Here is a 26,218-nt window from a genome sequence, read left to right as displayed (position 1 = left end):
TGCCATTGCCGTATGTCCATCATCGCCACTTACCTGCTTTTTATCAGTGCCCTTTCGGGGTATCGCGGCTCGAAGTACTGGCCTTCGGACAGGTACTGTCCAGCGTGGCTTCGGAGATTCTGGTGGGGTTGGGGAGCCGCCGCGGCCGGTATAGTGTTGATGGTGCTGGCGATGGGGTGGACAACCGGCTTGCTCGTAGCGTTCTGCGCCTACACAACCGCGCTGTCGGGTATCCTGTTTGCGGCGGCATGTGGGCGGCGCGCCTGGCAGGTTTCGTTAGTGGCGCTTCACCTGGTAGGTGCCGTACTGTTATTAATTGTGTTTTGACATGCCGGCAAAAACCAAATACTTAAGCAGTCCCGGACAACGGGTGTTGAAAATCACCGCGGGATTATTGGGCGGTTATTTCCTGGCTGTGGCCATCCACTTAGCGCTCGCGCTGATACCAGGCATCGGCGCGGCCCTGCTGATTTCGGGGTCGTTCTCCGTGTTCTTCCTCTGGGTCATTTTCATTGTATTGGCCTTTCTGGCCCGCAATGGCTGGAAAGTATGGGGAATTTACCTGTTGCTCTCCACTGTACTGGTTATGGCAGCCCATTATGGAGGAGGCGTGTCATGAAAGGACTTGGACCCCGGGCATACAACATTTTGTTTCATACGCACACGGTAACTGGTATTGTCATCAGTGCAGCGTTGTTCGTGATTTTCTTTGCCGGTGCCATCACCCTGTTCAAGTATGAGTTTTACCAGTGGGAAGACCGGTCGGCCCGGATTCCGCTCGTTGAGCAAATTGATTACGAACAGGTCATTCAGCAGTTGGACTCGATAAAGCCCGGGGTTTCCCGGGCAGACGAGATCCAAGTGCGGATGCCTACACGTGAACATCCGTTGTACCTGATTTATGCGCCGGTCGAGGATTCCACGGCCACTGCGTATACTTCTTTCCGGTACCATCCGATGACGGGCCAAGCTGTCGAGCTGAATCAGGGCAATGGTACGACGGTGGGGGAGACGTTATACCGCTTGCATTTCCTTGACCAGATACCATTTTTTCTGGGTCGTTACCTTGCAGGGTTTGTGTCATTGTTTTTTGCCTTTGCGGTGGTGACGGGCGTGCTCGTCCACTGGCGCAATATTGTCGCTAAATTCTACGCATTCTCATTCAAGCAGGCTAAAAAGCAGTTGTGGACAAATGCTCATACGATATTTGGTCTTATCGGCCTTCCTTTCCAGCTGATGTATGCCATTACAGGCGTGTTTTACCTGTTGAACATCTTGGTGCTGGCTCCGGCGGTCTTTGTCCTGTACGGGGGCAGCCAACAGGAGATCATCACGATGCTGTATCCACCGGAAGCGTTCCACAGCCACGACAGCGATGCAGCACCGGCAGCGACGATTCCCATCGCCGAAGCGGTCGAAAGGATTCGGAGCAACCATCCGGACTATACAATCGAGCACCTTGAAATCATCAATCCCGGCAAGGAGAATGCGATGCTAGGGGCAGATTTAGTCGACCACACCACGTTCAATGGGGACGGATTGGTGATGATGGATCTGACCACCGGCGAATACAAGCTGGAAATCAAACCGGGGAGCAAGAGCTATATCCAATCGATGCTGACGGGCATTAGCCGGTTGCACTTTGCCACGTTCGGTGGTTGGTTGCTGAAAGCCTTGTTTTTTGTATTATCGATATTCAGCTGTTTTGTCATCATCAGCGGAATCCTGATCTGGAAAGAAGCGCGTAACAAACCGGCCTACACGGATCGACAGCGGCGCTTCCATCATCGGGTGACGATGCTGTACCTCGCCGTTTGCTTCGGCCTGTTTCCCGCCATCGCCGTGCTGTTCATCGCCGAGCAGGTGGTTCCCATGACCGCCGGGCATGCCGATACGGTCAACGCTGGATTCTTTTTCAGCTGGTTGCTATTTTCATTCATCGGGTGTTTCCTGCGCAACGAAGCAAGGGTCACCCGTTTCAACCTATGGCTCGGAGGTGTGCTATCATTGCTGGTTCCAGTGGCAAACGGAGTGATCAGTGGCGGCTGGATGTGGCAGACCGCCGGTACCAACCCCTATGTATTTGGTACGGATCTTTGCTGGCTGCTGACGGGCTTAGCAGCGCTCGGCATAGGGATAGCAGGGGTGGTGAGCAGGAAAGTGACCAAAGCTTGGCCAATGAAATGAATGAACCGCTGATAGGGAGGAAGTGAGAATACCAATTATACCCGCTTTCATTGGAGGCCATTCGCAAACCGCTGTTGCTGGTGCGGGAGAGTTCCAGCAGGAGTTGAGACCGCCGCATCAGAAGTCAACCACCTTCCAAAACGCCTCCTTGGGTTTTCGCTCGGTATCGAAAAGAGAGGGATGATTTTTCCTGCCCGCTACGGGATATTGGTCGAGCCAGGTATACCGATCGTTGGCGTTCCAGAAGGTAACATTGGTCAGGATACCGCGGTATTCCCGGAATACCCGGAAAGCCATCTCGTATTTCTCGGATTGCGCAACCTGCATTTCTTCGGTATATTCGCCGGTTTCGTCGTCGCGTTTGGACCGCCGTTCTTTCTCCCATGGGTACACCGAAACATCGAGTTCAGTGATGTGGATTTCGAGTCCGAGCGAGGAAAACCGATCCAATGTGTGCCGCAGTTGCGATTCGGAGGGTTCGACCAGCGACCAGTGCGCCTGTAATCCAACGCCGTGTATGGGGATGTTTTGGTCTTTGAGCCGCTTCAGCAAGGTATAAATGCGCTCAACTTTTTCCGGACGCTCGCTATTGTAATCGTTGTAAAAGAGCTTAGCATCCGGGTCGGCTTCGTGCGCAAATTCAAAGGCTTTCTCCACGAAATCGTCCCCGATGATGGCTGTCCATTTTGATTTCCGCAACAGGTTTCCCGGGTTATCGTCGATGGCCTCGTTGACCACATCCCAGGCATACACCTTTCCTTTGTAGCGATTCATGACCGTGTGGATATGCGTGCGCAGTCGATCCAGTAGCACCTCCCTGGAAGCCGGTTGGCCCTGATCATCGACGAAAAACCAGTCGCCCACTTGCTGGTGCCAGCACAGCGTATGTCCCCGGATCCGCATATTGTGGGCGGTGGCAAATGCCACGATGCTGTCCGCCCCCGCCCAGTTGAACACCCCTTCCTCGGGTTGCAGCGGCCCCATTTTCATGGCGTTTTCGGCGGTGATGCTGTTGAAATGCCGCTGGATAAACGCGGCTTCTTCGCCATCGATGCTCTTCAGGTTCACGGCTACACCAATGGGAAAGTAATCGGTGTAATAATCTTTCAGTCCCTTGGACTGCGGTGTAGTGCATGCGGTATTAGCGAATGCCCATGCGCCGATAAGCCATATGAAGCTAAAGTTGTTTCTCGTTGTCATGTTATTGATAGCTGTTGATCTGTCCTTGGATATTGCTCCTTTCGTTATATCCCCGGCACAAAATGGAATTGCAGTTGTTCATAATATTCCAGCGGATGTTCGGGCGGCGTCAATCCCGCGGGAATGGGAATCCTTGAGAACTGCTGGAAATATAATACGCAGGCATTGCGCCACAGCAAGGCTTCTTCGTGCTGGGTAGCCAGCAAATCGCTTACTTCCTGGAAGATGGCGGGAGTTACCTTGTCCCGCTGTGCTTCCCAGACGGTTTGCATACCGGCTACTTCCTCCACACCGCCGTAATAATGGCGGCAGAGGGTTTCCCAAAGTGTTTCGCCCGATTTCATCCGGAAATCCCAGGGAAGGTGGTGGAACCACAAGAGGTATTCATCCGGACAGGTCTGCGGGTCTTCAAACAAGGCGCGCACTTCCGGCGCATATTGACTCAAGGCATCACTGCCCGATGCGGTTCGGTCAAAACCGATGCCGTCTTTGCTCGCTTGGTGATAATAGACCGATGTCCAATCGGCACGTGGTTTGTCCTTGATCCATGGTCCCGGTCCATAGTGATGGCTCCACCCCATGAGGTGATGAAGACCGAGGGGCGTCATGTAGTTAACCACGGTTTCCCGTGATTGCATCATCATCGGCAAGAGGGCATCGATCAGGGATGCATTATTGCCGAATGTGCGGCGCAGCCAATCTTCGGCGATGGTACAGGCGTCCGCTTCCGGATCCCACGCCAAGCGCCCATAAGCATACCAGTTGGCCTGGGCAAAGGGATGGCCTGTCCAGTTGATAGCTGTACCCGTATTGGCGACCCCAGCCATGGCGGTGAGGGACTGCTGATCCAGCGACCCATCGACGACGCGGGCCACGGTAGCGCCTTGCCCATTGCTGTAGGTGTCCGATTGAAGGGTTTCGCTGAATAGGGTGCCCAGATAGGCTAAATTGGTGGCAAAGCCCAGGTATTCCTGCGTAATCTGGAACTCCATCATCAGCGGCGTTCGGGGCATCGCCCCGAAAAGCGGGTGGAACGGTTCGCGCGGCTGGAAATCGATCGGGCCATTTTTGACCTGCACGATGACATTGTTACGGAATTGCCCATCCAATGGCTTAAACTCATTAAAGGCTTGTTTGGCGCGATCTTCGGGTTCTGAATCCTCATAGACAAACGCACGCCACATGACCACGCCGCCATGAGGGGCGAGTGCATCGGCCAGCAGGTTGGCCCCGTCGGCATGATTGCGTCCATAATTCTGTGGGCCGGGCTGCCCTTCGGAATTAGCCTTTACCAGGAATCCGCCGAAGTCAGGAATGTAGCGATAGATTTCGGCGACCTTCGCTGCCCACCATTGCTGCACCGCTGGGTTGAGCGGGTCGGCATCCGCGAGGCCGCCAAGTTCGATCGGCGCACTGAAACGGGCCGACAGGTATACCTTGATGCCATAGGGACGGAAAATATCGGCCAGCGCAGCGGCCTTTTCGAGGTAGGGAGCGGTGAGTATCAGGGCATTGGCATTCACGTTATTAAGCACGGTACCGTTGATACCGATGGAGGCATTGGCCCGGGCATAGTCGGTGTACCGCGGATCACGGTACCCCGGCAGGCGGTGCCAATCCCACAACGAGAAGCCCGCGTAGCCACGTTCCACCGTGCGGTTGAGATTGTCCCAATGGTTGAGCAGGCGCAACGCAACCTTGGGCCGGGAGGTAATGGCCAGTCGCGAAATGTCCTCGTTGCGCTGCAGGAGGCCGAGGAACGCGTATACACCATATAATATTCCCTTGCTGGTATTGGCCACGATGGCCGTTGCCGGTTGACCTTTTACGGTTGTACGATGGATACCATACCCTTCATCGCCTAGCTGGTGCAGGTGGTCGGCAACGGCTTCGCCCGTCAGCCAGGGAAGCGTAGAGGGGGTGCCCACCATCAATGTGCCACCTTGGAAAGGTTCGCGAGCAGCTTCCGGTACCCGTCCGAGCAGGCTGCCCAGTGCGGCAAGCAGTTCCTGTTTGGCAATACTATCCGTTTCGTTTGCCGTGGGAAACAGCAAGGCGGCAAGCTGATGCCTGTAGTTTTCCGCGGTTTCGCCGGTCAACGGTTTGAAGTCAAGCCAAAGCCGGTAACCGGATTGGGCGGCAGCCGGATAGCTGTATAAGCAACCCCAGATCAGCAATAGCCAGACATAACAGTTTATTGTTTTCATAACCTTGATTGTTTTCCTAACCGGTTTATTGGTTTCGCTGTGTAGTACCCCTTATAATCAATTCATGACGCAGCACAATCGTTGCCGCATGCTGTTCATCACTTCCATTCAGCAGGTTGATAAGCGTCCTAGCCGTCACCTGTCCCATTTCCTGCCCGTTGTAGTTGATGGTCGTCAGATTGGGCTCCACGATGGTAGCGATCGGATCGTTGTTAAATCCGGCGATGAGGATATCATCGGGGATAGTCAAGCCGTTGCGTTTCAATTCTTGCATGCAGGCCACCGCCGAGGTGTCATTCGCAAAGAAAACGGCATCAGGCCTTTCCTTCAGCGTACAGATATGCTTCGCGGCATGCACACCATCGGCCGTGCTGAGGCTATTGACAATGAGCCAGTCTTCCTGAAAGGGGATGCCATGGTTCGATAAGGCGTCGCGATATGCCTTGAAACGCTGGTGATAAACATTTCTGTTGAGATTTCCTGCGACATGCATGATCTGCCGGGCACCCTGCTGGATGAGATGCGAAGTGACTTCATAGGCGGCCTTGTAATTGTTGATGACAATGTTCGGACAGTTGGGATGTTCGAATACACGGTCAAAGAAGATCAGCGGTATATTTTTATCAATAAACCGCTTAAAATGATCGATGTTCATCGTGGTGTACGCCAGGGATACCAATAAACCGTCTACTCTATTGTTGAACATGGTAGTCGCATTCTTCATTTCTTTTTCCATGGTTTCCAGTGACTGGCTGATAATCAATTCATAGCCCGCTTCGTTGGAAACCCGCTCCATCCCAGCAAGCACGTCAGACATAAACATGCTGTTCAGCCGGGGTACAATGACGCCGATGGTATACGTCCGCTTGGTCCGCAGATTGCGTGCGAAGGTATTGAATCGGTACCCCATACGCTCGGCCTGCACAAAGATTTTGTCTTTGGTCGCTTGCTTGATGGCGGGATGGTTTTTAAGACCGCGGCTCACGGTGGCTGCCGATATGTTAAGCGCGGCGGCAATATCATATATGGTAACTTCCTTTTTCGTGTACATCGCACGTTATCCTAATGGGAAGATCGAGTCGATAAAATGGTTTGGCTAAAATAGCTAAAAATCTTCTTCTGCAATCGGTTGCATAAATGAATTTTTGTTTTTACCTTTACCTCAAGTAAGATAACCAAGAAGTAAGATAACCAAGGTCCGAAAGGACATATAAACCTTATCCATAATTAGCGTTATTAATGGTAGGTTTTTTGTAAATGTTCAATGCCAACGTTGGAATTAACTAAATTACTAACCAATAAATCCTAAAGTATGATAAGCGTATACACAGTAATGCCGCGACAGCGAGTAGTGTATGTTGCCCGTGTGGCCTGCCTATTGTTGCTTGCATTTTTTTATTCCCTGTATGCCGGAGCGCAACAAACGAGCATACAAGTGTCGGGAACCGTGGTCGATGAGCAGGGGACGGCAGTTGCCGGCGTTTCGGTGAGGGCCACCGATGGCGGGGCCAGCACGTCCACGGATGATCGTGGCAGGTTTGCCATCAAGGTGCCGCCAAACAGTGTATTGGTGTTCGGTCACATCGGCTATGCAGAGCAGGAGATCACCGTGGGTGAGGCGGACCAGCAGCTGACGGTCACATTGCTGACCGAAGCGAGCACGTTGGACGAGGTCGTGGTAGTGGGATATGGCACCCAGCGGAGAGAAGCGGTCACGGGTTCGGTGGCAACCATCGGCGGTGATCAGATGCGCGATGTACCATCGGCAAATATCTCACAGGCCTTGCAAGGGCGCCTGCCGGGTGTGCAGCTGTCGCAAACGTCGTCCCAGCCGGGCGCGACCACGCAAATCCGCATCCGCGGTACGCGCTCGCTGAATGCCAGCAACGACCCGTTGGTCGTACTCGATGGTATCCCCTTTCCGGGATCGATCGGCGACATCAATCCCAACGATATTAAGAGCATCGATATCCTGAAAGATGCCTCTGCAACGGCGATTTACGGGTCCCGTGGGGCCAACGGCGTGATCCTGGTAACCACTAACAAGGGGCAAAGCGGACAACCGGCGCGGGTGTCCTACAATAGCTTTCAGGGCTTTAAAAATGTTTTTGCCAAGTACCCCATGATGAACGGGCCGGAATTTGCTGCGCTCCGTGCAGCGGCGGGTCAGTTTCCAAACAACGGGGAAGATGAAGCCGACGGTGTCAATACCGATTGGCAGGACCTTTTTTATCGGACGGGTAGGACAATCAGCCAGGATGTAGGCGTTTCGGCCGGTACCGATAGGGGCAACTATAACTTCGGTGGAGGGTACTTCGAAGATGAAGGGGTAGTCCCGACGCAAAAATACAGCCGGATCTCCTTACGCGGTGCCGTTGACCAACAACTGGGTGATTATTTCCGGGTCGGCTTCACGACAAATAATAATTATAATGTTACGGAAGGCTCTCAGGTAGGAATATATGGTGTCCTGAGCATGTCGCCGCTTGCGAATCCGTATAATGAAGATGGTACCTGGAAACGGACGATACGCATGCCTTTGGACGAGCCGTGGACACCTTCACGAGAAATCATAGAAGGAGTGCAAGACCAATGGCTGAACGAGGCCCGGGCATATGCCACCTACAATGCCTTGTACGGCGAAGTGAGCGTCCCATGGGTAGCGGGGTTGAAGTATCGGGTCAATCTGGGGCTGGACTACCGCCAAAGCAATGGGGGCGCCTATACCGGACAAGGCATAAACGCCACAAACCCCACCACGCCTTCTACGGCTTCCATCAGCAACTCACACACCTACCACTGGGTCGTTGAAAACCTGCTGACCTACGATCGTACAGTCGCAGAAAAACATAACATCAATGTAACGGCGTTATATTCTTCTGAGCAAAATAAATTCCACCGCTCGGCTATGGCGGCAAGGGATATTCCCGCCGATGCTTTCCAGTTCTATAACTTGGGACAGGCAACCGGCGAAATTACAATCAATCCGGAGGACCAGGTTTATGAATTGTGGGGGTTGATGTCGTGGATGGGCCGCGTCATGTACTCGTATGACGACCGTTATATGCTATCGGCCACGTTGCGGTCCGATGGCTCCTCCAGGCTGGCAACGGGCCATAAATGGCACACGTATCCGGCGATCTCGGCTGGATGGAACATTGGAAAAGAAGCGTTTATGAGCGATGTTTCGTTCGTAGATATGTTGAAACTGCGCGTGGGTTACGGACAGACCTCCAACCAAGCCATTGCCCCTTATGCGACGCTGGGGCGTCTGAATACCCGGCCGTACAATTTCGGCAACGACAATTATGCCGTCGGGTATTATGTGTCCCAGTTGCCTAATGCAGACCTGGGATGGGAGTACTCGGAGACCTGGAACTACGGACTGGATTTTGCCTTCCTGAATAACCGATTGTCCGGTACCCTGGAGTACTATGTGACGAACACGAAGGATATTTTATTGGATGTCAACTTACCCAGTACCGCGGGCGTGGACAGTTACACGGCTAATGTTGGGCAAACCCAAAACAAAGGGCTGGAGCTTTCGCTCAATGGGTTGATACTGGACGACGTGGGCGGCTGGACCTGGGAGGCGGGCATCAACCTGTATGGAAACCGCAACAAGCTGGTGGAACTTGCGTCCGGACAGGATCGGGATGAAGGCAACTGGTGGTTCGTCGGGTATCCCATCGATGTCATTTTTGACTACGAATATACGGGGCTTTGGCAGGAGGGAGACCCGTACTTGGATGTCTTGGAACCGGGCGGAAACGTAGGGATGATCAAAGTGAAATATACCGGCGATTACGATGCCGATGGGACCCCGGCACGGGCAATCGGCGATGACGACCGGCAAATCATCAGCTTGCAGCCCAACTTCCAGGGCGGCTTCAACACCCGTGTTGCCTATAAAAATATTGATTTGAGTGCTGTCGGCATGTTCCAAAGCGGTGGTAAACTCATCAGTACCCTGCACACGGCGTCGGGCTACCTCAATATGTTGAGCGGGCGCCGGAACAATGTCAAGGTCGACTATTGGACACCGGAAAACCCCGATGCCCGGTATCCGAAGCCCGGTGGTGTCACCAGCGGTGACAATCCGAAATATGCCAGTACCCTGGGCTACTTCGATGCGTCACATCTGAAGATACGGACACTGTCATTGGGTTATCATTTTGGCGGGCACAACTGGATGAAAAGCGCGGGTATCGACCAATTGCGGTGTTACGTCATGGTACAGAATCCATTTGTCTTATTCTCGCCGTACAACCGGGAAACAGGACTGGATCCTGAAACCAATTCCTTTGCCGACGAAAATGCGGCGGTAACCAATACTTACCGACCCCGCTTATTGACAATCGGTACGAACGCGCCCGCAACGCGCAGTTATTTGTTTGGTATTAACCTGGTATTTTAAACGAAAAAGCAATGAAACAGACCCGTAATATCAGTTATATAGGAACAGCCATGATGACGTTGTTTCTGGCGGCATGCTCCGATATTTTGGAGGAACAGCCGCGTAGTATTTATGAACCCGGTTTCTTCACCACTGAAAAAGGTGTGCAGGGGGGAATAACCTCCATGTATGCCCACCTGCGTTACATCTATGGGCAGGCTTATTATTATAATGCTACGCTCACCGGTACCGATGAAGTCACGTATGGGCAAAGTGCAGACCAAAACTTTCTGGTGATGGACCTGAGTGGTCAGGGGGAGATTACTTCCCAGAGCAGCCGTGCCGATGTTTTATGGGATGCGGCATTCAGCAACATCAATACCGCGAGCGGCATCATTGAAAATGCTGCCGAAGTAGAAGCGATTTCTGAAGCGTTGATTGCCGAGGCGAGGTTTTTCCGCGCGTTCGACTACTTCATGCTGGTACAGACCTTTGGGGGGGTGCCGTTGGACCTGGGGGCGGGCGAACTGGCCTTCAACACGGCCCCATCGAGAACCTCTACGCGAAACACCGTACCTGAGGTCTATACCAAAGCCATATTCCCTGACTTGCTGATCGCGGCAAACGATTTGCCGGATGCTGGCCGGGTAACGGGCGGAGTAACCAAAACGGTGGCGCGCTTGTATTTGGCAAAAGCGTACCTGACCTATGGATGGTGGCTGGAGAACCCGAACAACATCCCGACGTACCCGGAGACGGCGCGTACTGATCCGGACGGACATGATGCCCAGTGGTATTTCCAGCAGGCGTACAATGTGGCAACAGCCGCCATTGACAATCCGGGTCCTTTCGGCTTACAGGAAACATTCTATGATGTGAACTGGGCACCCAACGATCGCAATAATGAAATACTGCTGTACGCTGACCACACGGAGACCAGCGAATTTTATAACGCCAGTAGCCTGACGTATAGCAATGGCGCTGCTCCGGAGAACTTCGCCGGATGGATGATGACCTGGAACTATCCTGAGATGAGAAGCAGTTCATCCAATTCAGGATGGACGGCCATGAGTTCCGTTCAGCGGGAAGCATCGCAGCCCTTGGGGCGTCCGTGGACACGCATGACGCCGACGATCGGGGCTATTACCAATACCTTTGCCGACAAAACCTACGACTCCCGGTATGACGGCACCTTCACTACCGTTTACCGTGGCAACTGGGATAAAGCCGGAGTTAGCGGTCCGGTGTATAATGTAAACTTTACGCCGGTCAATCCGGGTGACGTCATACTGACGTTTCTGGATGAGGAACCGGAGACGGCTATTGATTACTCCAATTCGACCTATCAGAGTAACATTGGGGTCGGAGTGCTGCCCGGAAGAGCCGATTTCGTCGTATCACCGCGCGGCATCAGCCGGCGAGTATACCCCGGGCTTTGGAAACTGGGGCCTTACCGCACCGACAGTGGCGCTGGATTGGGACAGCCGAATGCCGCCAGTACCCGTCCATTCAACATTGCCAAATTCTCCGAGCTTTACTTCATCGCGGCCGAAGCGGCCGTGAAAGGGGCATCAGGCGCGAGGAGTGCGCGGGATCTCATCAACGTCGTCCGTGCGCGTGCCGGAAAATGGCGCTGGGACAACAATGGAAATATGGAGAAAGTAGCGGATAACAGCGCTGCCATGACCGCCGCCACACCGGCAACGATTGATATCGACTATATTTTGGCCGAGCGCTCGCGTGAATATTATGGCGAAGGTTACCGTTGGTTAGATCTGGTGCGCACGCAAAAATGGACGGAGTTGGCGTCTACTTATGAAATCTGCGGGTCCAATATCGGCGACCATACACCGGTAACAGTAACACGGAATATCCAGCCGCATCACTACCTGCGTCCCATTCCGCAGGGGCAGCTTGATGCCATGGAGGGAGAGCGGGATACCTATCAGAATCCGGGATATGACTAACCAGGTGGTGTGACATCACAACCCATTCGCCCTGGCCGTGATCTCGGCGATGTCCAATACCTGCACGTCCTGCTCTTTGTCTTTCAGTTTGATGCCATCGCGCAGCATGGTCATGCAGAAGGGGCAGGCGGCGGCAATGATTTCGGGTTGTGTGGCCAGTGCTTCCTCGGCGCGTTCGATGTTGATGTCCTGGTTGCCCTTTTCCGGTTCCTTGAATAGCTGGGCACCGCCTGCGCCGCAGCAGAGGCCATTGCTCCGGCAGCGCTTCATCTCCACCAGCTGCGCATCGAGGCTTTCCAGGGCTTTGCGGGGTGCTTCATACACGCCGTTCCCCCGGCCGAGGTAGCAGGGGTCGTGGTAAGTAATGCGCCGTCCCTTAAAGGATTCACCGCCTTCGACCTTTAGCTTGCCCTCGTCAATCAGTTGCTGAATGAGTTGCGTATGGTGGATAACCTCATAATGGCCGCCCACATCGGGATATTCGTTTTTGAGCGTGTTGAAACAATGCGGACAGGCGGTGACGATTTTGGTGACGGCATAGCCATCGAGGACCTGGATGTTCGTCATAGCCTGCATCTGGAAGAGAAATTCGTTGCCCGCGCGTTTGGCAGGATCGCCCGTACAGGTTTCTTCGGTGCCGAGAATGGCATAGTTGATGCCTACGTGGTGCAATATTTTGCAGATGTCGCGCGTGATGCGCTGGGCGCGCTCGTCGAAACTACCCGCACAGCCCACCCAAAACAGGATATCAGCCGTTTCGCCTTTAGCCGCCAATTCGGCCATTGTCGGTATGTGTCGTTCGTTCATGTGTTAGACATTAGACATTAGACAACAGACATTAGACAACAGATCCATTCGTGTTCCTTTATAATCATCCTTCCCGCCAATTTGCCCGATCCGCCTGCGCATATTTCCACGGTGCTCCGTTGTTTTCCACATTGCTGAACATCGCATTGAGACTGGTCGGCGCCTGGGATTCTTCCATAACGGCGTATCGCCTCAATTCCATGATAATGTTCAGGGGGTCGATATTGACGGGACAGGCTTCTACGCAGGCGTTACAGGTCGTGCAGGCCCAGATCTCTTCCCGGGTAATATAGTTGTCCAATAGCGTCTTGCCATCGTCTTTGAATTCCTTGTTCCGGCGTATGTTATCGCCCACCTCCACCATGCGGTCGCGGGTATCCATCATGATCTTGCGGGGCGAGAGCAATTTGCCGGTGATATTGGCCGGGCAAGCCGCCGTACACCGTCCGCATTCGGTACAGGTATACGCGTCCAGCAGGTTTTTCCAGGTGAGGTCTTGGATGTCCTTGGCGCCGAAGCGAAGGGGCGCATCTGTGGCCTCCGGTGTATAGGATGGATCAAGCATGGCCTTGACCTCATTGGTCACGCTGTCCATGTTGGTGAAATGCCCCTTGACTTTCAGGTTTGAAAAATAGGTGTTGGGAAATGCCAACAGGATGTGCAGGTGCTTGGAGTAGGGGAGGTAATTGAGAAAGGCAAGTACCCCGATGATGTGAAACCACCAAGAGAAGCGCTCGATGCCGATGAGTGCTGAGGCGTTATCGGGCAGCAGGGGCAGCAGCCAAGCACTCACCGGAAAGGCTCCACCCGGCGTATAGTGCGGTATACCCGCCAGCTGTAATTTATAGTCGGCTGCATTCATGGTCAGGAAGGCGGCCATGAGCAGGATCTCGGCAGTGAGGATGAGGTTGGCGTCGGTCCGCGGCCATGGGGTCATTTCAGTGCCGAAGAAGCGCTTTACGCGTGCCATATTGCGTCGTGCAAGGAAGATGACACATCCCGCCAGCACGGCAAACGCCAGCCATTCAAACGCACCGATGAGGAAACGGTAGAAAACGCCCATTCCCGAAAAAGCGCGATGGGTGCCGAATAGGCCATCCCAAACGATCTCGAGCAGCTCGATGTTGATGATGCAAAATCCGAGGTAGACGAACAGATGCAGCAACGCAGGGAAGGGGCGTTTGAACATTTTACGCTGCCCGAAGGCCACCAGCAGCATGGTTTTCCATCGGTTGGCGGGTTGGTCGGCGCGCCGTTCGTCTCGTCCCAACCGGATGTTCCCAAGGATTTTACGGCCATTATAGATGGCTAAGGCCATTGCCGCCACCAATAAACTTCCGAAAATGAGCTGGCTTATCATATTGCTGGTTTATCTTTCAGGTCCAATTCCTCGTGATGCCATCCACTATCACGAAAATACGGAATTAAAAATACTATGCAAGCATAATAAACTATTTGGTCACAAAAAAGCGGGATGCTTTTCATGCATCCCGCGTTAACGTTTTTTCAAGCCGTATACCAATTACTTATTTGTTGGCGCAGCGGCCGGCGTGGAGCCTGAAATGCCCAATTTGGTTTTGACATCGGCCGTCAGGTCATCTCCCCCCGCAAAATACGGGATCGGGATCGCTACGTTGCCGCCGATATCAAACACATAGGCATATCCCTTCTCTTTCGCCACGGCCTGTACAGCCGTATTGGCTTTTTGAAAAATAGGCGTAAATAACTCCTGTTGTTTCTTTTGTACCTCTTCTTGGGCGAGCTGCTGGGCACCTTCTATGCGCTTTTGAATTTCCTGTAGCTCCATGCTCAGCGTTTGCAATTGAGCATCGATGGAATCCTTATTGGCTTCGCTGCGATTGCGTTGCAAATCCTGCGCAGCGGTGAGCTTTTTTTGGTACTCGGCGCCCATTCCCTGCAATTCAGTTTCTTTTCCTTTTGCAAGCGTCTCAAACTCCGTGTTTGCGGTTTTGAATTCGGGCATCGACTGGATGATGTCATCCGAATTGACATGGCCGATCTTCTGCTGCGCACTGACGAGTCCGGTTGATAAAAACAGCAGTCCTACCACCACTAAACCTTTAAACAAATTTTTCATGCTATTCATTTTAATTTTACGTTGTTGTCGGGGTCTGTTGTCGTTTACCCCTTTTTGTGATTATAAGTTATTATTTAATTTGTTTTTCTGCAAGCGCAGGATCCGGTTTGTATCCCAAACGGGTGATCACATCGTTGCTTTTGTCCAATTTCGGGTTGGCGTACAGGAATGTCACTTCGCTGCCTTTATCCAGCACGATATCCAATGACTGGTCCGTGGCGATCGCTTGGATGGCCTCGGCTACCCGATCCTGTATGGGCTGCACCAGTTTGATACGCTCCTGGAAAAGGTCGCCTTCAAACCCGAATTTCTGCCGTTGGAAGTCTCGTGCCTCCTGTTCTTTGAGTACGATTTCGTCTTCGCGTTTCCTGCGCATTTCTTCATTGAGCAGCACCTGGTCTTCTTGATAAGACTTATAAAGCTTTTCGATTTCGGCAAAGCGATTGTCCACCTCTTCCTGCCATTGGACCGACAGCGCATCAAGCTGCTTTTGGGAGGCGAGGTATTCGGGAATATGTTTCAGGATATACTCCGTATCCACATAGGCAAACCGCTGGGCAAAAGCGGCTGATGAGGCCACTATGGTCAGCGCAACGATTCCTATTAATTTTTTCAAGTTCATCATGACTTTGGTGTTATAGGTACAAAAGTAATTCCATTTTTTTAATATCCTATATATTAGTTGAAACCGCCCATTTGCTGCATGATGCTGAACGTGAAGTTTTGCCGCCAGGTGCTAGACGGTACCCCCGGTATCGGGTCAAATGCATGTCCGTAATCGATGCCCAGCAAGCCGAAGATGGGCAGGAAGATACGGGCACCCACACCGACCGAACGGCGTACCTTGAAGGGATTGAAATCCCGGAAGTTGTTCCACGTATTACCGCCCTCGGCAAAGGCGAGCATGAATACCGTGGCCTGGTCATTCAGCATCACCGGATGCCGCAATTCCAGCTGGTATTTGTTGTAGATGGGGCTCCCCGAGTTGCGGGCAACGTTCACATCCGCACCATCGGGAATCACCATGCCGTTGGCATAGCCCCGCATAGCGATGATCTCCGAGCCCTGCAGGAAGTCAAATCCCATCATGCCATCCCCGCCCAGTTTGAAGCGTTCGAAAGCGGATGTGCCGGTTTCACTACTATATGTGCCCAAAAAGCCAAATTGCGCCTGTGCCTTGAGCACCAGCTTGCCCGAGATCCGGGTAAACCATTGGGAATCGAACTTCCACTTGTGGTATTCCGTCCATTTGTAGCGTTCGGTATCCGGGGCCGTGGGGTAGTTGATGTTGTTGAACATCGAGTAAGGCGGGGTCACCTGTACGGTGAATTTTATATGCGAACCTGACGTAGGGTATATCGGCGCATCCACCGAATTGCGGCTGATCTCTTGCGTGAGGTTGATGTTATAAGACGTACCGTTTTCAAACAGGAATCCGGGATAGTTCTGCAACTTGTATTGGTTGAATCCCACGGAGTAGTTCAACTGGAACCAGTTGTCGGGCCATTGCAGGCGTTTACCCAAACTCACGGTGACCCCGTTCATCCATATCCGGTTCAACTCATTATCACTCACTACCTGCCTGCCGGTATAATAATCAAATCCCCCATATGACGAAGAAGAGGTATAGGCGCTTACGCCGAAATAAATCGGCTTCTTGCCGCCCAGCCAGGGCTCAGAAAACGAAAAGCTATATGACTGATAGCGCTTGCCGCTGGTCTGGCCGCGGATGCTCAGCTTCTGCCCGTCGCCCCGTGGTAGGGGCTTCCAAGCGCTTTTATCAAAAAGGTTGCGGGTGGAGAAATTGTTGAAGGTGAGCCCCAATGTACCGATCACCTGGCCGGCACCGAAACCGCCGGAAAGCTCTACCTGGTCCGAGGGTTTTTCGACTACGTTATATTCGATATCCACCGTTCCGTCGGCGTGGTTGAGGTTGGTAGGCACCGGGTTAGTCTTTTGTTCATCAAAGTTACCCAATTGCGCGATTTGCCGCGTACTGCGCATCAACTGTTCTTTCGAAAACTTCTGTCCGGGTTTGGTGTGGATTTCCCGTAGCAATACGCGGTCATTGGTCACGTCGTTGCCCTTGAGGATGATGTTGTTGACGGTGAACTGGGCTCCTTCGTAAATGCGAAGATCGAGATCGATCGTATCACCGTAGATGCGCGTCTGCACGGGATCTGCGGTGAAGGTAAGATACCCATCGTTGAGATACAGGGACGAAATGTCGTCGTTGTTCCGCGTGGGGCCCATGAGCTTGGTATTGAGCTTTTCCTCGCTGAATACTTCGCCTTTTTTGATGCCCAGGATGACGTTCAGAATCGAATCCGAATATTTGGCATTGCCTTGCCAGCTGATGTTGCCGAAATAGTATTTGGGGCCTTCATACAGGTCGATATCGATGATGACGTTCCGGTCGTTGTGCTTGTAGAAGGTATCCCGTAGGATTTCCGCATCGCGGTAACCGCGATCATGCATCTTGGCGATGAGGTTATCCTTGGCCTCTTCGTATTTTTCGGCTTTGAATTTACCCGGACCGGTAACACGCCACCAGGTGCGCTGCCTGACGCCCTTGAAGAACTTCCGGAGCTGGGGCTGTGTAAATTCCTCGTTGCCCGTAAAATTGATGCGGTGAGCACGTACCTTTCGGTTGCGGTCTACATTGACCACCAGGATCTGGTTGTTTACCTGGCTGGAATCCTTTAGCGGCGCCATCGTGATTTCGGGATAGAGGTATCCCTTTTCGCTCAGGTAGCGGGTGATGGTATTCCGTGTGGTATTCATCAGGTTTTGGTTGACGATCTTGCCCGTGTTTTCGTTGAGCTGTTTGCGCACCTCCTCGGTTTGGGTCTTGCTGAGCCCCTCGATATCGATACGGGTGAGCCGTGGGCGTTCGACCACGTGGATATTGAAGAAGATCGAATCTCCCTTTATTGCATCGGCATAGAGCTCCACATCGTCGAACAAACCTTGGTCCATGAGGTTTTTCACGACATTTGACGTCGCATCGCTGGGTACTTCAATCCGCGATCCGACGATCAACTTGGAGATGGTCACCAAGACATCATTGTCCAGGTATTCCGTGCCGCTGACGCTGACACCCCCGATGATGTAATTTTGCGGATTGAGGTAACTGAATTCGTCCGAATCACCAATGGGTATGCCCCGTTGCTGCGCAATGGTGGTCTCGGCCGCCAATATGGTCATGAATAAAAAAAGGAGTATGCGCTTCATCTATCTAATTTATCGCCGCTAAAGTACGTCAAACAGTTGTTAATTTTTGTTAAAAGGTTTTTTTTTGAGACATCAGGCATGAGACACCAGATATGAGACACGTCACCGAGCACCGACCACCCATCCCTACTTCACCAATTGCTCGCTGGTGAGGCCGAAGCGCCGTTCGCGTCGTTGGTAAGCGATGATGGCCTCAAAGAGGTCGTTTCTTCTAAACTCGGGCCACATTTTATCGGTAAAATACAATTCTGCGTAGGCCAACTGCCAGAGGAGGTAATTACTGATGCGCTGCTCGCCGCTGGTGCGGATCATCAGTTCCGGATCGGGCAAATCGCGCGTGGTGAGCTGTTGAGCAAACCTATTTTCATCGATATCCTCCAAGGTAATGCGACCGGACTGCACCTCGGCGGCCAATTTCCGCGCCGCTTCGGTGATCTCCCAGCGCGCACTGTAGCTCAAGGCCAATGTCAGTGTACATTTGGTGTTGCTGGCTGTTTTTTCCATGGCTTCTGCGAGATACCGGTTGCATTTGCCGGGCAACTTTTGCAGGTCGCCGATGGCATTGAGTTTTACGCCGTTCTCCATCAGGGCCTTGGTCTCCTTGTTGATGGTGTTGACCAGCAGTTCCATCAATGCCGACACTTCCAGCCTCGGGCGGTTCCAGTTTTCAGTCGAAAACGCATACACGGTCAGGTATTTGATGCCGATATCCACTGCGCCCTCCACGATGTCCCGCACTGAGACGACACCGCTTTTGTGACCGAATACGCGCAGTTTCCCTTGCTCTTTGGCCCATCGGCCGTTGCCATCCATGATGATGGCTACGTGCTGGGGCAATCGCGTCTTATCTATCGACTCCTTGATATCCATTGATGAATTTTGCGCAAACTTAGGCAAACTTGCCTTCATATGCAAGTTATTGCCATTCGGGGCACCCGCCTTTGAAGATGGTATACGATAGGCTGATGCCGACGGTCATGAAGGAATCGTATGGTCGGCCATCGCCGCGTTGCGTGCCAGCTGCGGACCCACTTGGGTTAGCGATGTTATTCCAATCAGCTGGTGAAATGCTGGGAGCAGGGGGATACCCGGGCTGGCCAAATGTACTGAAATCGGCGTAATTGCCGGACACGTCATCCAAGCGATCAGTAAGCGTCAGCCGGTACGCGAGTTCAGCCCCCACCGTCCACGGTCCGCGCAGGTTATACTTAAAACCAGCCCCGAAGGGGATGCTGATGGCGGTATTGTCGTAAGACGTTCCCTCCGTGTTGTAGTCACGCAAGCGGATGGTTGATTCGCCGGGAAGGGCCACGCCGTACCAGTTCGGTTTAGCTTTCGGGTCAAATTGCACCGCCCCGACGCCAGCGAAGACATAAGGGGTATACACGATCCGGCCCCGTTGGGGGAGCCACTTGAAGAAATTGAAATCGGCTAATAATGCCGCTTCTTTCACCCCACCGAAGAAGCCAAGGTAACGCTGTTGACGCTGCACGGTGCGCGAATAATGATCATGCGCGAACGTATTGGCATAGGCAACATTTGCGCGGATGCCCCAGGTGGGATTGATGTTGTACTTGATCGACGCACTGGCTGACCAGTCATTGAATGCCAGCGGATTTTCGGGATTAATATCGCCCATGTAGCCCGAAGCACCACCCTGCAAGCCAAGTTCCCACTCCTGCGCCTGTGATGCCGCGAAGGGGAAGAAAACAAGTAGCATTAACAATTTCCGAAGCACAATATCAGGTATACGTTCAAGGTGGGTAAAGATAATATAAATCGTGGAATAAATGGGTGGTCGGTGGTCGGTGAATGGTGGTCGGTGGTCAGTGATCGGTGAATGGTGATCGGCGGTTGGTGGGTCTGGTGTCTAATGTCTGTTGTCTGTTGTCTCAAGTCTAATGTCTCAAGTCTCAACTCTCTTAACTAATAATTGCGTGCATCAAGGCCCCAGAGCAATTTGTTGCGAAGGTTGGAGAAGTAGCTGTAGTTTTTCAATCGGATGAGGTTGACCTGGTAGTGCGCTTTGCTGATCTTCAGCTTTACATCGGTAGATACGGGGGTAGTCTTCGAGTCGCACGACAGCAGGAATTTTCCGCTGCGGCTTTCGACTTCCAGATCCAATGTCATGTCGTCTGAGATCACTACGGGCCTGACGTTGAGGTTGTGCGACGATATCGGCGTGATGACGAAATTGCCGCTTCCGGGCACGATGATGGGTCCGCCGCAGCTAAGGGAGTAAGCCGTGGAACCGGTAGGGGTGGCGGCGATGATGCCGTCTGCCCAATAGGCGTTCAGCGGCTCTCCATTGAGGTATGCGTTTACCGTGATCATCGCGGAACTGTCATACTTGAACAGGGTAATGTCATTGAGCGCAAAGTGGCTTCCATCGAAGAGCTCAACCTGGTCAGATCGCACGGACAGCAAGGTGCGCTTCTGTATGTTATATTCACCGAGCAGAATGGCTTCCATCGATACGTCGATGTCATCTTTACTGATATCGGCCAAGAAGCCCAATCGGCCGAAATTGATACCCGCTACGGGTATGCCGGAGTCGCCGACGATCGATACGGCTGCCAGCATGGTGCCGTCGCCTCCTAAGCTTAGCATAAACCCGATGTCTTCCGGCAATTGCTGGCGGGTGGTGTAGGTATGGGGTTTTTGCGGACAGATCACGCGCTGCGCTAAGAATGCGTGGAAGTCTTCGTATATCCACACCTCCATGTTTTTTGCGGCCAATGAATCAAACAAATGCTGTACATAGGGAATGACGGAGGGGTAGAATTCCCTGCCGTAGACGGCTATTTTCATATTACATATTGATATAGTTCATCAACTGCTCGTAGCGATCGCGGGAATTGTCGCCGCTATTGACATCGTTGTAGGTGGCTTTGACGGTATAGTCATGCCGAAGAAAAGCAGCGACGATGGCGGAAATGTCGGATTTATTGACCTTGATGGTGACTTCCAAGCGGGCTGAATCTGCAAATGTCTGCACCACCGAATTGAGCACCTGCGCGTTGTCTGACTCCACGATATGTGCAATATGGGATAACGCGTTGTCGCGGTTGCCCATTTCGAGCACAATGATCCCCCCCGGTTGGTGGATAGACATGGCCTCGCTCAAGGCACTGACCACATCGAGCGGGGTAACGGCGCCGAGGTAATCGTGCTGGTCGTCCAATACGGGCAACAGATCCAATTGATGGAGCTGAAAAAACAGCACCGCGTCATAGAGGTGCTGCGTGTCATAGAGGTGGATCTGTCGGTACGTGACGTCTGCCTGCTGGATCGTCGCTTGCCGATCGGTAAGGCCGGCCAGCGCCTCGTAAGATACCAGTCCCAGAAAAAGGCCTTCCTTGACCACAGGCAATTGTGCCAACTGAAAGTCGGCCATGAGGTCCAACGCATGCTGTATACTATCCGTTGGATTCACTGCATAGCTGCGGTCTGTTATCACATCGCCTATGTTCATGGTGTCGTCGTAAACTCGTTAACGTATTAAACGAATAAATTGGGTAATCGTTTAATGTTCTTTGCCAAAATTACTTGCTTTTGGTGATAACAACGATTATTCCATCTTTTTTTTCGCTAATTGCTGCATCTTTTCGGGAATTAAACAAAAGGATGACAATATCGGAACTTTTGCTACTTTTGGCTGCTAAACGTGGAATGGTGTGGTGATCCCGCGGAAGCGACTCCACTATGATTGGCGACTGCTTTGGAAAGTAAAGATAAATATATTGTCGTTAGGGAAATCATCCGGAAGAAAAATCCGCAGCTATTGAGGTGGATGCCCCGGTTTATTCTCCGCTATATCGAGCGCATTGTGCACGAAGATGACATCAACCGGATCATGGCGGAGCACGGCCACCTTCAGGGGCTGGATTTTGTGGAAGCGCTCATTACGGATCTGGGGGTGATCGTGGAGTTGCACGGCGAGGAAAACATCCCCATGGAGGGGGGAGCGATCTTTGCTTCAAACCATCCGTTGGGCGGGTTGGACGGGATTGCTTTCATGCATGCGCTGGGTAAATACCGAAAAGACATCAAGTTTTTGGTAAACGACATCTTGCTGAACATCAAGAACCTGGAGCCCCTGTTTGTGGGTGTAAACAAACATGGGATGCAGGACCGGACAGGAACCCGGCAGATCGAAGAGGCTTATGCCCAAGACCAGGCGTTGCTGGTGTTCCCTGCGGGGCTGGTGTCGCGCAAACGGAACGGTAAGATTGAGGATCTGCAATGGAAAAAGAGCTTCATCAGCAAGGCGAAGAAATACCAACGGAACGTCGTTCCGGTGTATATTGATGGCAAAAATTCCGGTTTTTTTTATAATTTTGCCCGTTTCAGGGAACGAATTGGTATCAAGGCAAACATAGAAATGTTTTACCTAGCAGATGAGATGTTTGCGCAGAAAGATAAAAAAGTGACTATCTGTATAGGAAAACCAATTTCTTATACTTATTTTGACGGCTCCAAAAGTGAAAGGGAGTGGGCTGAATACCTCAAACAAGTGGTTTATAACTTAGCCCCCCAAAACTAACTATATGCAAGAAATAATAGCACCTGTTGATCGGAACTTCATAAAAAAGGAGCTTACCCAAGAGGCATTCGTCCGTTATACCAATAACGGGAACAATGAGATCTACTTGGTTAATCATCACTATGCGCCGCACACGGTGCGGGAAATCGGAAGGTTGCGGGAACTTACCTTCCGGACCGCTGGCGGGGGTACGGGATTGGCGCTGGACCTGGATGATAACGACACAGGCGCTGACGCTTATGATCAACTGATTGCTTGGAACCCGGAGGATGAGGAGATCATCGCCGGATACCGGCTCATCAAATGCAAGGATGTGGGTGTCAATGGCAACGGGGAGATCAACTTATCAACGGCTCATTATTTTCACTTTTCGCCGAAATTCATCACGGACTACCTGCCCTATACGATTGAATTGGGCCGATCCTTTGTGCAACCCAAATATCAACCCGGTAAAGACAACCGCAAAGGACTGTTTTCATTGGATAACCTGTGGGACGGGTTGGGGGCGGTCGTGAAGCTTAATCCGGATGTCAAATACTTATTTGGCAAGGTGACCATGTATCCGCATTACAACCGGGAGGCCAGGGATCTGTTGATTTACTTCATGAACCACTACTTTCCAGACGGCGAACAATTGGTGTGGCCCATCAACCCATTGGACTACTTCGGCGATACGGCTGCGTTTTATGGCCTTTTTGACGGACTCGAATATAAGGATGGGTACAAAATACTGAACAGCAGGATCAGGGCATTGGGCGAAAACATCCCGCCGCTGATCAATACCTATATGAACCTCTCCTCTACGATGAAGACATTCGGTACGGCGATAAACGACGAATTCGGCACGGTGGAAGAGACCGGTATCATGATCGTCATTGATGACATCTTTGAAAGCAAGAAGGAGCGCCACATTTCCACCTATGAGCGGGATAAGGAAATGGGAAGCCGGAAGGTGATCTAGGATGGTAAGCTGTTAGCGATCCGCTAACAGCACTTTAACAATTGCGGAGATGGTCTTGCCATCGGCCTTGCCTGCGAGTTTTTGATTGGCTAAGCCCATGACCTTGCCCATATCTTTCGGACTTGACGCACCGGTCTCGGTAATGACCTGCTTGACCACATCTTCGATCTCCGCTTGGGAAAGTTGGGCAGGCAGGTAGCTTTCAATCACGGCAAGCTCTTCCATTTCGATTTGGTACAGGTCGTCACGGTTTTGCTGCTGGTAGATCTCGGCAGATTCTTTGCGCTGCTTGGCCAATTTTTGCAATACCTTGGTCTCGGTCTCTTCCGTGAGTGTTTCAGCGGGTCCTTTTTCGGTTTTAGCGAGCAAAATAGCCGCCTTGATGGCACGTAGACCCCGAAGCCGGGCATTGTCCTTGGCCAGCATGGCCGATTTGATGTCTTGGTCGATGTTGTCCTGTAAAGCCATTGTCTTGATGTTGTTGGAAAGCCAAAGGTAACAATTATGCCCGGCAATCGGAATTATTGTTTTATCGTTATAACCCTATGTATTTTTTTGTACTTTTGGCGTCAAAATGTTATTCACATGGCAACAACGTTAGAAAAAAGACCTCCGAGGAAAACCGATAACGAAGCGAACCAAACGCAGCATTACGTTACGTTGGCCATTGCAGTCGCTATAGGCCTCGCGGGTACGTTCTTCCGGTTTATTCACGATTCGTTCCTGTTTTCAACCGTATCCAATATTTTACTGGCCCTCGGCTGGTTTATCGTATTCCGGGTGGTATTCCGGATTATGAAATAGTTGCGACATGCGTCTCCTGCGCTTCATCACCATCAGTATACTGTTCTGCGGTTGTACGTCTATGTTGTTTTCGCAGCAGGCAGATTACCCCTTCGAAAAGGAGATCGTCGCCTACCGCGATCAGGATCGGCTGGCAATGCCTGCCCCCGGCGGAATACTGTTCATTGGCAGCTCCTCTATCCGGATGTGGAACGACTTGGAGTCCCGGTTTGCGGACGCGCCTATCATCCGGCGTGGAGTAGGGGGGTGCCGGCTCGCACATTTCGTCGAGTTTTACATGGATTCCATCGTGTATCCTTATCAGGCGCAGAAGGTATTTGTGTATGCCGGTGAGAATGATATCGCGAGCGGCGAGTCATCGGCGGAAGAGGTTGCGGAGCTTTTTAAACAGCTTTATCACCAACTCAACGCCAATAATCCGGACGTGCAGATTTTCTTTATGTCAATCAAGCCAAGCAATAGCCGATTGAAGTGGCTGGATGAGATGACAAAAGCTAACCAGCTGATCGAAGCGTTTCTCGGCGATAAAGAACATGCGGAATACATTGATATGGGCACGGTGCTGCTGGATCGGGAAGGGAAGCCGGACGACAGCCTGTTCCGCGAAGACAAGTTGCACCTCAATACCGCAGGCTATGACCGGTGGGAGGCCATTATCAGGCCGTATGTGGAGCGTTAGCTATTGATGTAACTCTCCAACTGGCTGATGGTCTGCTGCTGATCTTCGATGATGTATTTCACCAGGTCACCAATTGAAAGCATCCCCACAACCGTATCGTTTTCCATCACGGGTAAGTGCCTGAAATGCTTATTGGTCATCAGCTGCATACAATGGTCGATGGCCTCGTGCCGCGTGATGGTATGCGGATCCCTGGTCATCACCTCATGCATGGGCGTGTCTTTGGATGATTTTCCTTGCAGAATGATTTTACGGGCATAATCCCGCTCCGTAAAAATCCCTAAGAGGCGCCCCCCTTCGATGATCAGTAATGCACTGATGTTTTTTTCCATCATGATTTTCAGTGCCTCGAAGACGGAAACGTCTTGTGTGACCGAATAGACCACGGTGGGTTTGTTGTTGAGGATGTGCTTGACGGTTTTCATCATGCTGTCTATTAAACTTCTATGAAGCGATGTAATTAAATCATGAAGGAATAACGTGCAACTAAGTGTATAATTGGTGTACGGCAAATACGTAGATAAAGATAATAAAATTTTACTGAAATAAAAAGCGAATCTTATATTCCAAAAGTCTTGGAGCCAAGCGGTCAGGCGGGAAGCCTTCGGGCTTTTTGGCTCCTGCGCCTTGACGAGGATACCCGGGGGACGGAAGCTGCCAAGGCAGCCTAGCCGGAGCCGGTTTGACAAGCGATCCTTATAGCTGCGGCCAAACATGCCACGGAATACGCGACAGGATCAGGATCAGGCCAATCACATAAAACACCAGTACACTGGCATTTTGCTTTTTGGCCGTGGGCAGCCTTTTCGCCCTCGAATAGCCAATGGTGATCAAGATAATCGCCACGAGCATCATCAACGGGTGTTCAAGGAAGTAGAGGCGGGCAATGCCGTCTTTCATTGCGGCTCCGGAAACGTTTTTGATACCGTAGGGCGAAACAAAATACATGACCAAGCCCACGACCAGCTGGAGATGGGCGCATATTAACCCCACGAGTGCCATTTTCCGGTTGTATGCTCTGTTTTGGATGTAAGCAACAAGCACATAAAGAATAGAAATGATCAATCCCGCCAAAAGCACGTAGGCGAGTGTGGAGTGTAGGTGTTTGATTCCCGTGTACATGGTTTGTTAG

24 protein-coding genes are annotated in these 26,218 nt (G+C 51.9%); 9 read left to right on the top strand and 15 right to left on the bottom strand.

Going from position 1 to position 26,218, the window contains the following annotated elements; genetic code table 11:
- Positions 1–12 precede the first annotated feature (12 nt).
- Genes ACMGDE_RS13920 through ACMGDE_RS13910 form a run of 3 tightly spaced genes read left to right on the top strand, consistent with a single transcriptional unit; the run spans position 13 to position 2,187 of the window.
- A complete protein-coding gene (locus ACMGDE_RS13920; RefSeq protein ID WP_436833414.1) occupies positions 13–327 on the top strand; it encodes a hypothetical protein in 315 nt (104 codons plus the stop codon).
- A gap of 1 nt (position 328) precedes the next feature.
- The gene (locus ACMGDE_RS13915) at positions 329–619 is read left to right on the top strand and encodes a hypothetical protein (protein ID WP_436833413.1); all 291 of its coding nucleotides are present in this window, start codon (positions 329–331) and stop codon (positions 617–619) included.
- Positions 616–2,187, top strand: a complete 1,572-nt coding sequence (locus tag ACMGDE_RS13910; RefSeq protein WP_436833412.1) for a PepSY-associated TM helix domain-containing protein — start codon at positions 616–618, stop codon at positions 2,185–2,187. Before ACMGDE_RS13915 ends, ACMGDE_RS13910 begins: the two co-directional genes overlap by 4 nt.
- Positions 2,188–2,304: 117 nt before the next feature.
- Here ACMGDE_RS13910 and ACMGDE_RS13905 read toward each other — a convergent pair whose 3' ends face one another.
- The 3 genes from ACMGDE_RS13905 to ACMGDE_RS13895 are packed head-to-tail and all read right to left on the bottom strand — an operon-like array spanning position 2,305 to position 6,645.
- On the bottom strand, positions 2,305–3,387 hold the full coding sequence (locus tag ACMGDE_RS13905; RefSeq protein WP_436833411.1) for an endo-1,4-beta-xylanase: 1,083 nt from the start codon (positions 3,385–3,387) through the stop codon (positions 2,305–2,307).
- 44 nt (positions 3,388–3,431) lie between these two features.
- The gene (locus tag ACMGDE_RS13900; protein WP_436833410.1) at positions 3,432–5,594 is read right to left on the bottom strand and encodes an alpha-glucuronidase family glycosyl hydrolase; all 2,163 of its coding nucleotides are present in this window, start codon (positions 5,592–5,594) and stop codon (positions 3,432–3,434) included.
- 25 nt (positions 5,595–5,619) lie between these two features.
- Complete coding sequence (locus tag ACMGDE_RS13895) at positions 5,620–6,645, bottom strand: LacI family DNA-binding transcriptional regulator (RefSeq protein ID WP_436833409.1); 1,026 nt, start codon at positions 6,643–6,645, stop codon at positions 5,620–5,622.
- A gap of 282 nt (positions 6,646–6,927) precedes the next feature.
- Here ACMGDE_RS13895 and ACMGDE_RS13890 point away from each other — a divergent pair, with 282 nt between their 5' ends.
- Positions 6,928–10,011: a SusC/RagA family TonB-linked outer membrane protein gene (locus ACMGDE_RS13890; protein WP_436833408.1), complete on the top strand. Its 3,084-nt coding sequence runs from the start codon at positions 6,928–6,930 to the stop codon at positions 10,009–10,011.
- A 50-nt stretch (positions 10,012–10,061) separates the two neighbouring features.
- Positions 10,062–11,957, top strand: coding sequence for a RagB/SusD family nutrient uptake outer membrane protein (locus ACMGDE_RS13885; protein WP_436833407.1), 1,896 nt, complete (start codon positions 10,062–10,064; stop codon positions 11,955–11,957).
- Positions 11,958–11,972: 15 nt separating this feature from the next.
- Here the strand turns inward: ACMGDE_RS13885 and ACMGDE_RS13880 are convergent, their stop codons facing one another.
- From ACMGDE_RS13880 to ACMGDE_RS13840, 9 genes are all read right to left on the bottom strand, one after another.
- Positions 11,973–12,764: a (Fe-S)-binding protein gene (locus ACMGDE_RS13880; RefSeq protein ID WP_436833406.1), complete on the bottom strand. Its 792-nt coding sequence runs from the start codon at positions 12,762–12,764 to the stop codon at positions 11,973–11,975.
- A 64-nt stretch (positions 12,765–12,828) separates the two neighbouring features.
- Complete coding sequence (locus ACMGDE_RS13875; RefSeq protein ID WP_436833405.1) at positions 12,829–14,124, bottom strand: 4Fe-4S dicluster domain-containing protein; 1,296 nt, start codon at positions 14,122–14,124, stop codon at positions 12,829–12,831.
- A 162-nt stretch (positions 14,125–14,286) separates the two neighbouring features.
- Positions 14,287–14,862, bottom strand: a complete 576-nt coding sequence (locus ACMGDE_RS13870) for an OmpH/Skp family outer membrane protein (protein WP_436833404.1) — start codon at positions 14,860–14,862, stop codon at positions 14,287–14,289.
- A 70-nt stretch (positions 14,863–14,932) separates the two neighbouring features.
- Positions 14,933–15,478, bottom strand: a complete 546-nt coding sequence (locus ACMGDE_RS13865) for an OmpH/Skp family outer membrane protein (RefSeq protein WP_436833461.1) — start codon at positions 15,476–15,478, stop codon at positions 14,933–14,935.
- Between the two features lie 62 nt (positions 15,479–15,540).
- Entirely contained in the window at positions 15,541–18,096 is a 2,556-nt protein-coding gene (gene bamA, locus ACMGDE_RS13860) for an outer membrane protein assembly factor BamA (RefSeq protein ID WP_436833403.1), read from the bottom strand.
- Between the two features lie 126 nt (positions 18,097–18,222).
- Entirely contained in the window at positions 18,223–18,966 is a 744-nt protein-coding gene (uppS, locus tag ACMGDE_RS13855; protein ID WP_436833460.1) for an undecaprenyl pyrophosphate synthase, read from the bottom strand.
- 46 nt (positions 18,967–19,012) lie between these two features.
- Positions 19,013–19,816 (bottom strand): type IX secretion system protein PorG, encoded by an 804-nt coding sequence (gene porG / locus ACMGDE_RS13850; protein ID WP_436833402.1) that lies wholly within the window; start codon positions 19,814–19,816, stop codon positions 19,013–19,015.
- A gap of 206 nt (positions 19,817–20,022) precedes the next feature.
- Positions 20,023–20,907 (bottom strand): NAD kinase, encoded by an 885-nt coding sequence (locus ACMGDE_RS13845; protein WP_436833401.1) that lies wholly within the window; start codon positions 20,905–20,907, stop codon positions 20,023–20,025.
- A 1-nt stretch (position 20,908) separates the two neighbouring features.
- On the bottom strand, positions 20,909–21,571 hold the full coding sequence (locus tag ACMGDE_RS13840) for a CBS domain-containing protein (protein ID WP_436833400.1): 663 nt from the start codon (positions 21,569–21,571) through the stop codon (positions 20,909–20,911).
- 246 nt (positions 21,572–21,817) lie between these two features.
- On the opposite strand from ACMGDE_RS13840, the gene glsA reads away from it, so the two are divergent.
- Positions 21,818–22,642 (top strand): lyso-glycine lipid O-acyltransferase GlsA, encoded by an 825-nt coding sequence (glsA, locus tag ACMGDE_RS13835; protein ID WP_436833399.1) that lies wholly within the window; start codon positions 21,818–21,820, stop codon positions 22,640–22,642.
- 4 nt (positions 22,643–22,646) lie between these two features.
- The gene (glsB, locus tag ACMGDE_RS13830) at positions 22,647–23,603 is read left to right on the top strand and encodes a glycine N(alpha)-acyltransferase GlsB (protein ID WP_436833398.1); all 957 of its coding nucleotides are present in this window, start codon (positions 22,647–22,649) and stop codon (positions 23,601–23,603) included.
- Between the two features lie 12 nt (positions 23,604–23,615).
- Here glsB and ACMGDE_RS13825 read toward each other — a convergent pair whose 3' ends face one another.
- Positions 23,616–24,071: a GatB/YqeY domain-containing protein gene (locus ACMGDE_RS13825; RefSeq protein ID WP_436833397.1), complete on the bottom strand. Its 456-nt coding sequence runs from the start codon at positions 24,069–24,071 to the stop codon at positions 23,616–23,618.
- A 117-nt stretch (positions 24,072–24,188) separates the two neighbouring features.
- On the opposite strand from ACMGDE_RS13825, the gene ACMGDE_RS13820 reads away from it, so the two are divergent.
- Positions 24,189–24,407: a hypothetical protein gene (locus ACMGDE_RS13820; RefSeq protein ID WP_436833396.1), complete on the top strand. Its 219-nt coding sequence runs from the start codon at positions 24,189–24,191 to the stop codon at positions 24,405–24,407.
- A gap of 7 nt (positions 24,408–24,414) precedes the next feature.
- Positions 24,415–25,086, top strand: coding sequence for a GDSL-type esterase/lipase family protein (locus ACMGDE_RS13815; protein ID WP_436833395.1), 672 nt, complete (start codon positions 24,415–24,417; stop codon positions 25,084–25,086).
- Here ACMGDE_RS13815 and ACMGDE_RS13810 read toward each other — a convergent pair.
- Positions 25,083–25,511: a CBS domain-containing protein gene (locus ACMGDE_RS13810; protein WP_436833394.1), complete on the bottom strand. Its 429-nt coding sequence runs from the start codon at positions 25,509–25,511 to the stop codon at positions 25,083–25,085. The genes ACMGDE_RS13815 and ACMGDE_RS13810 overlap by 4 nt on opposite strands.
- Positions 25,512–25,782: 271 nt before the next feature.
- Positions 25,783–26,208: a hypothetical protein gene (locus tag ACMGDE_RS13805; RefSeq protein WP_436833393.1), complete on the bottom strand. Its 426-nt coding sequence runs from the start codon at positions 26,206–26,208 to the stop codon at positions 25,783–25,785.
- Positions 26,209–26,218 lie beyond the last annotated feature (10 nt).

This window comes from Parapedobacter brassicae, assembly GCF_051400755.1.
Taxonomy (GTDB): domain Bacteria; phylum Bacteroidota; class Bacteroidia; order Sphingobacteriales; family Sphingobacteriaceae; genus Parapedobacter.
The sequence above is the reverse complement of the archived record's forward strand: the minus strand, read 5'-3'. Positions and strand labels throughout refer to the sequence as shown.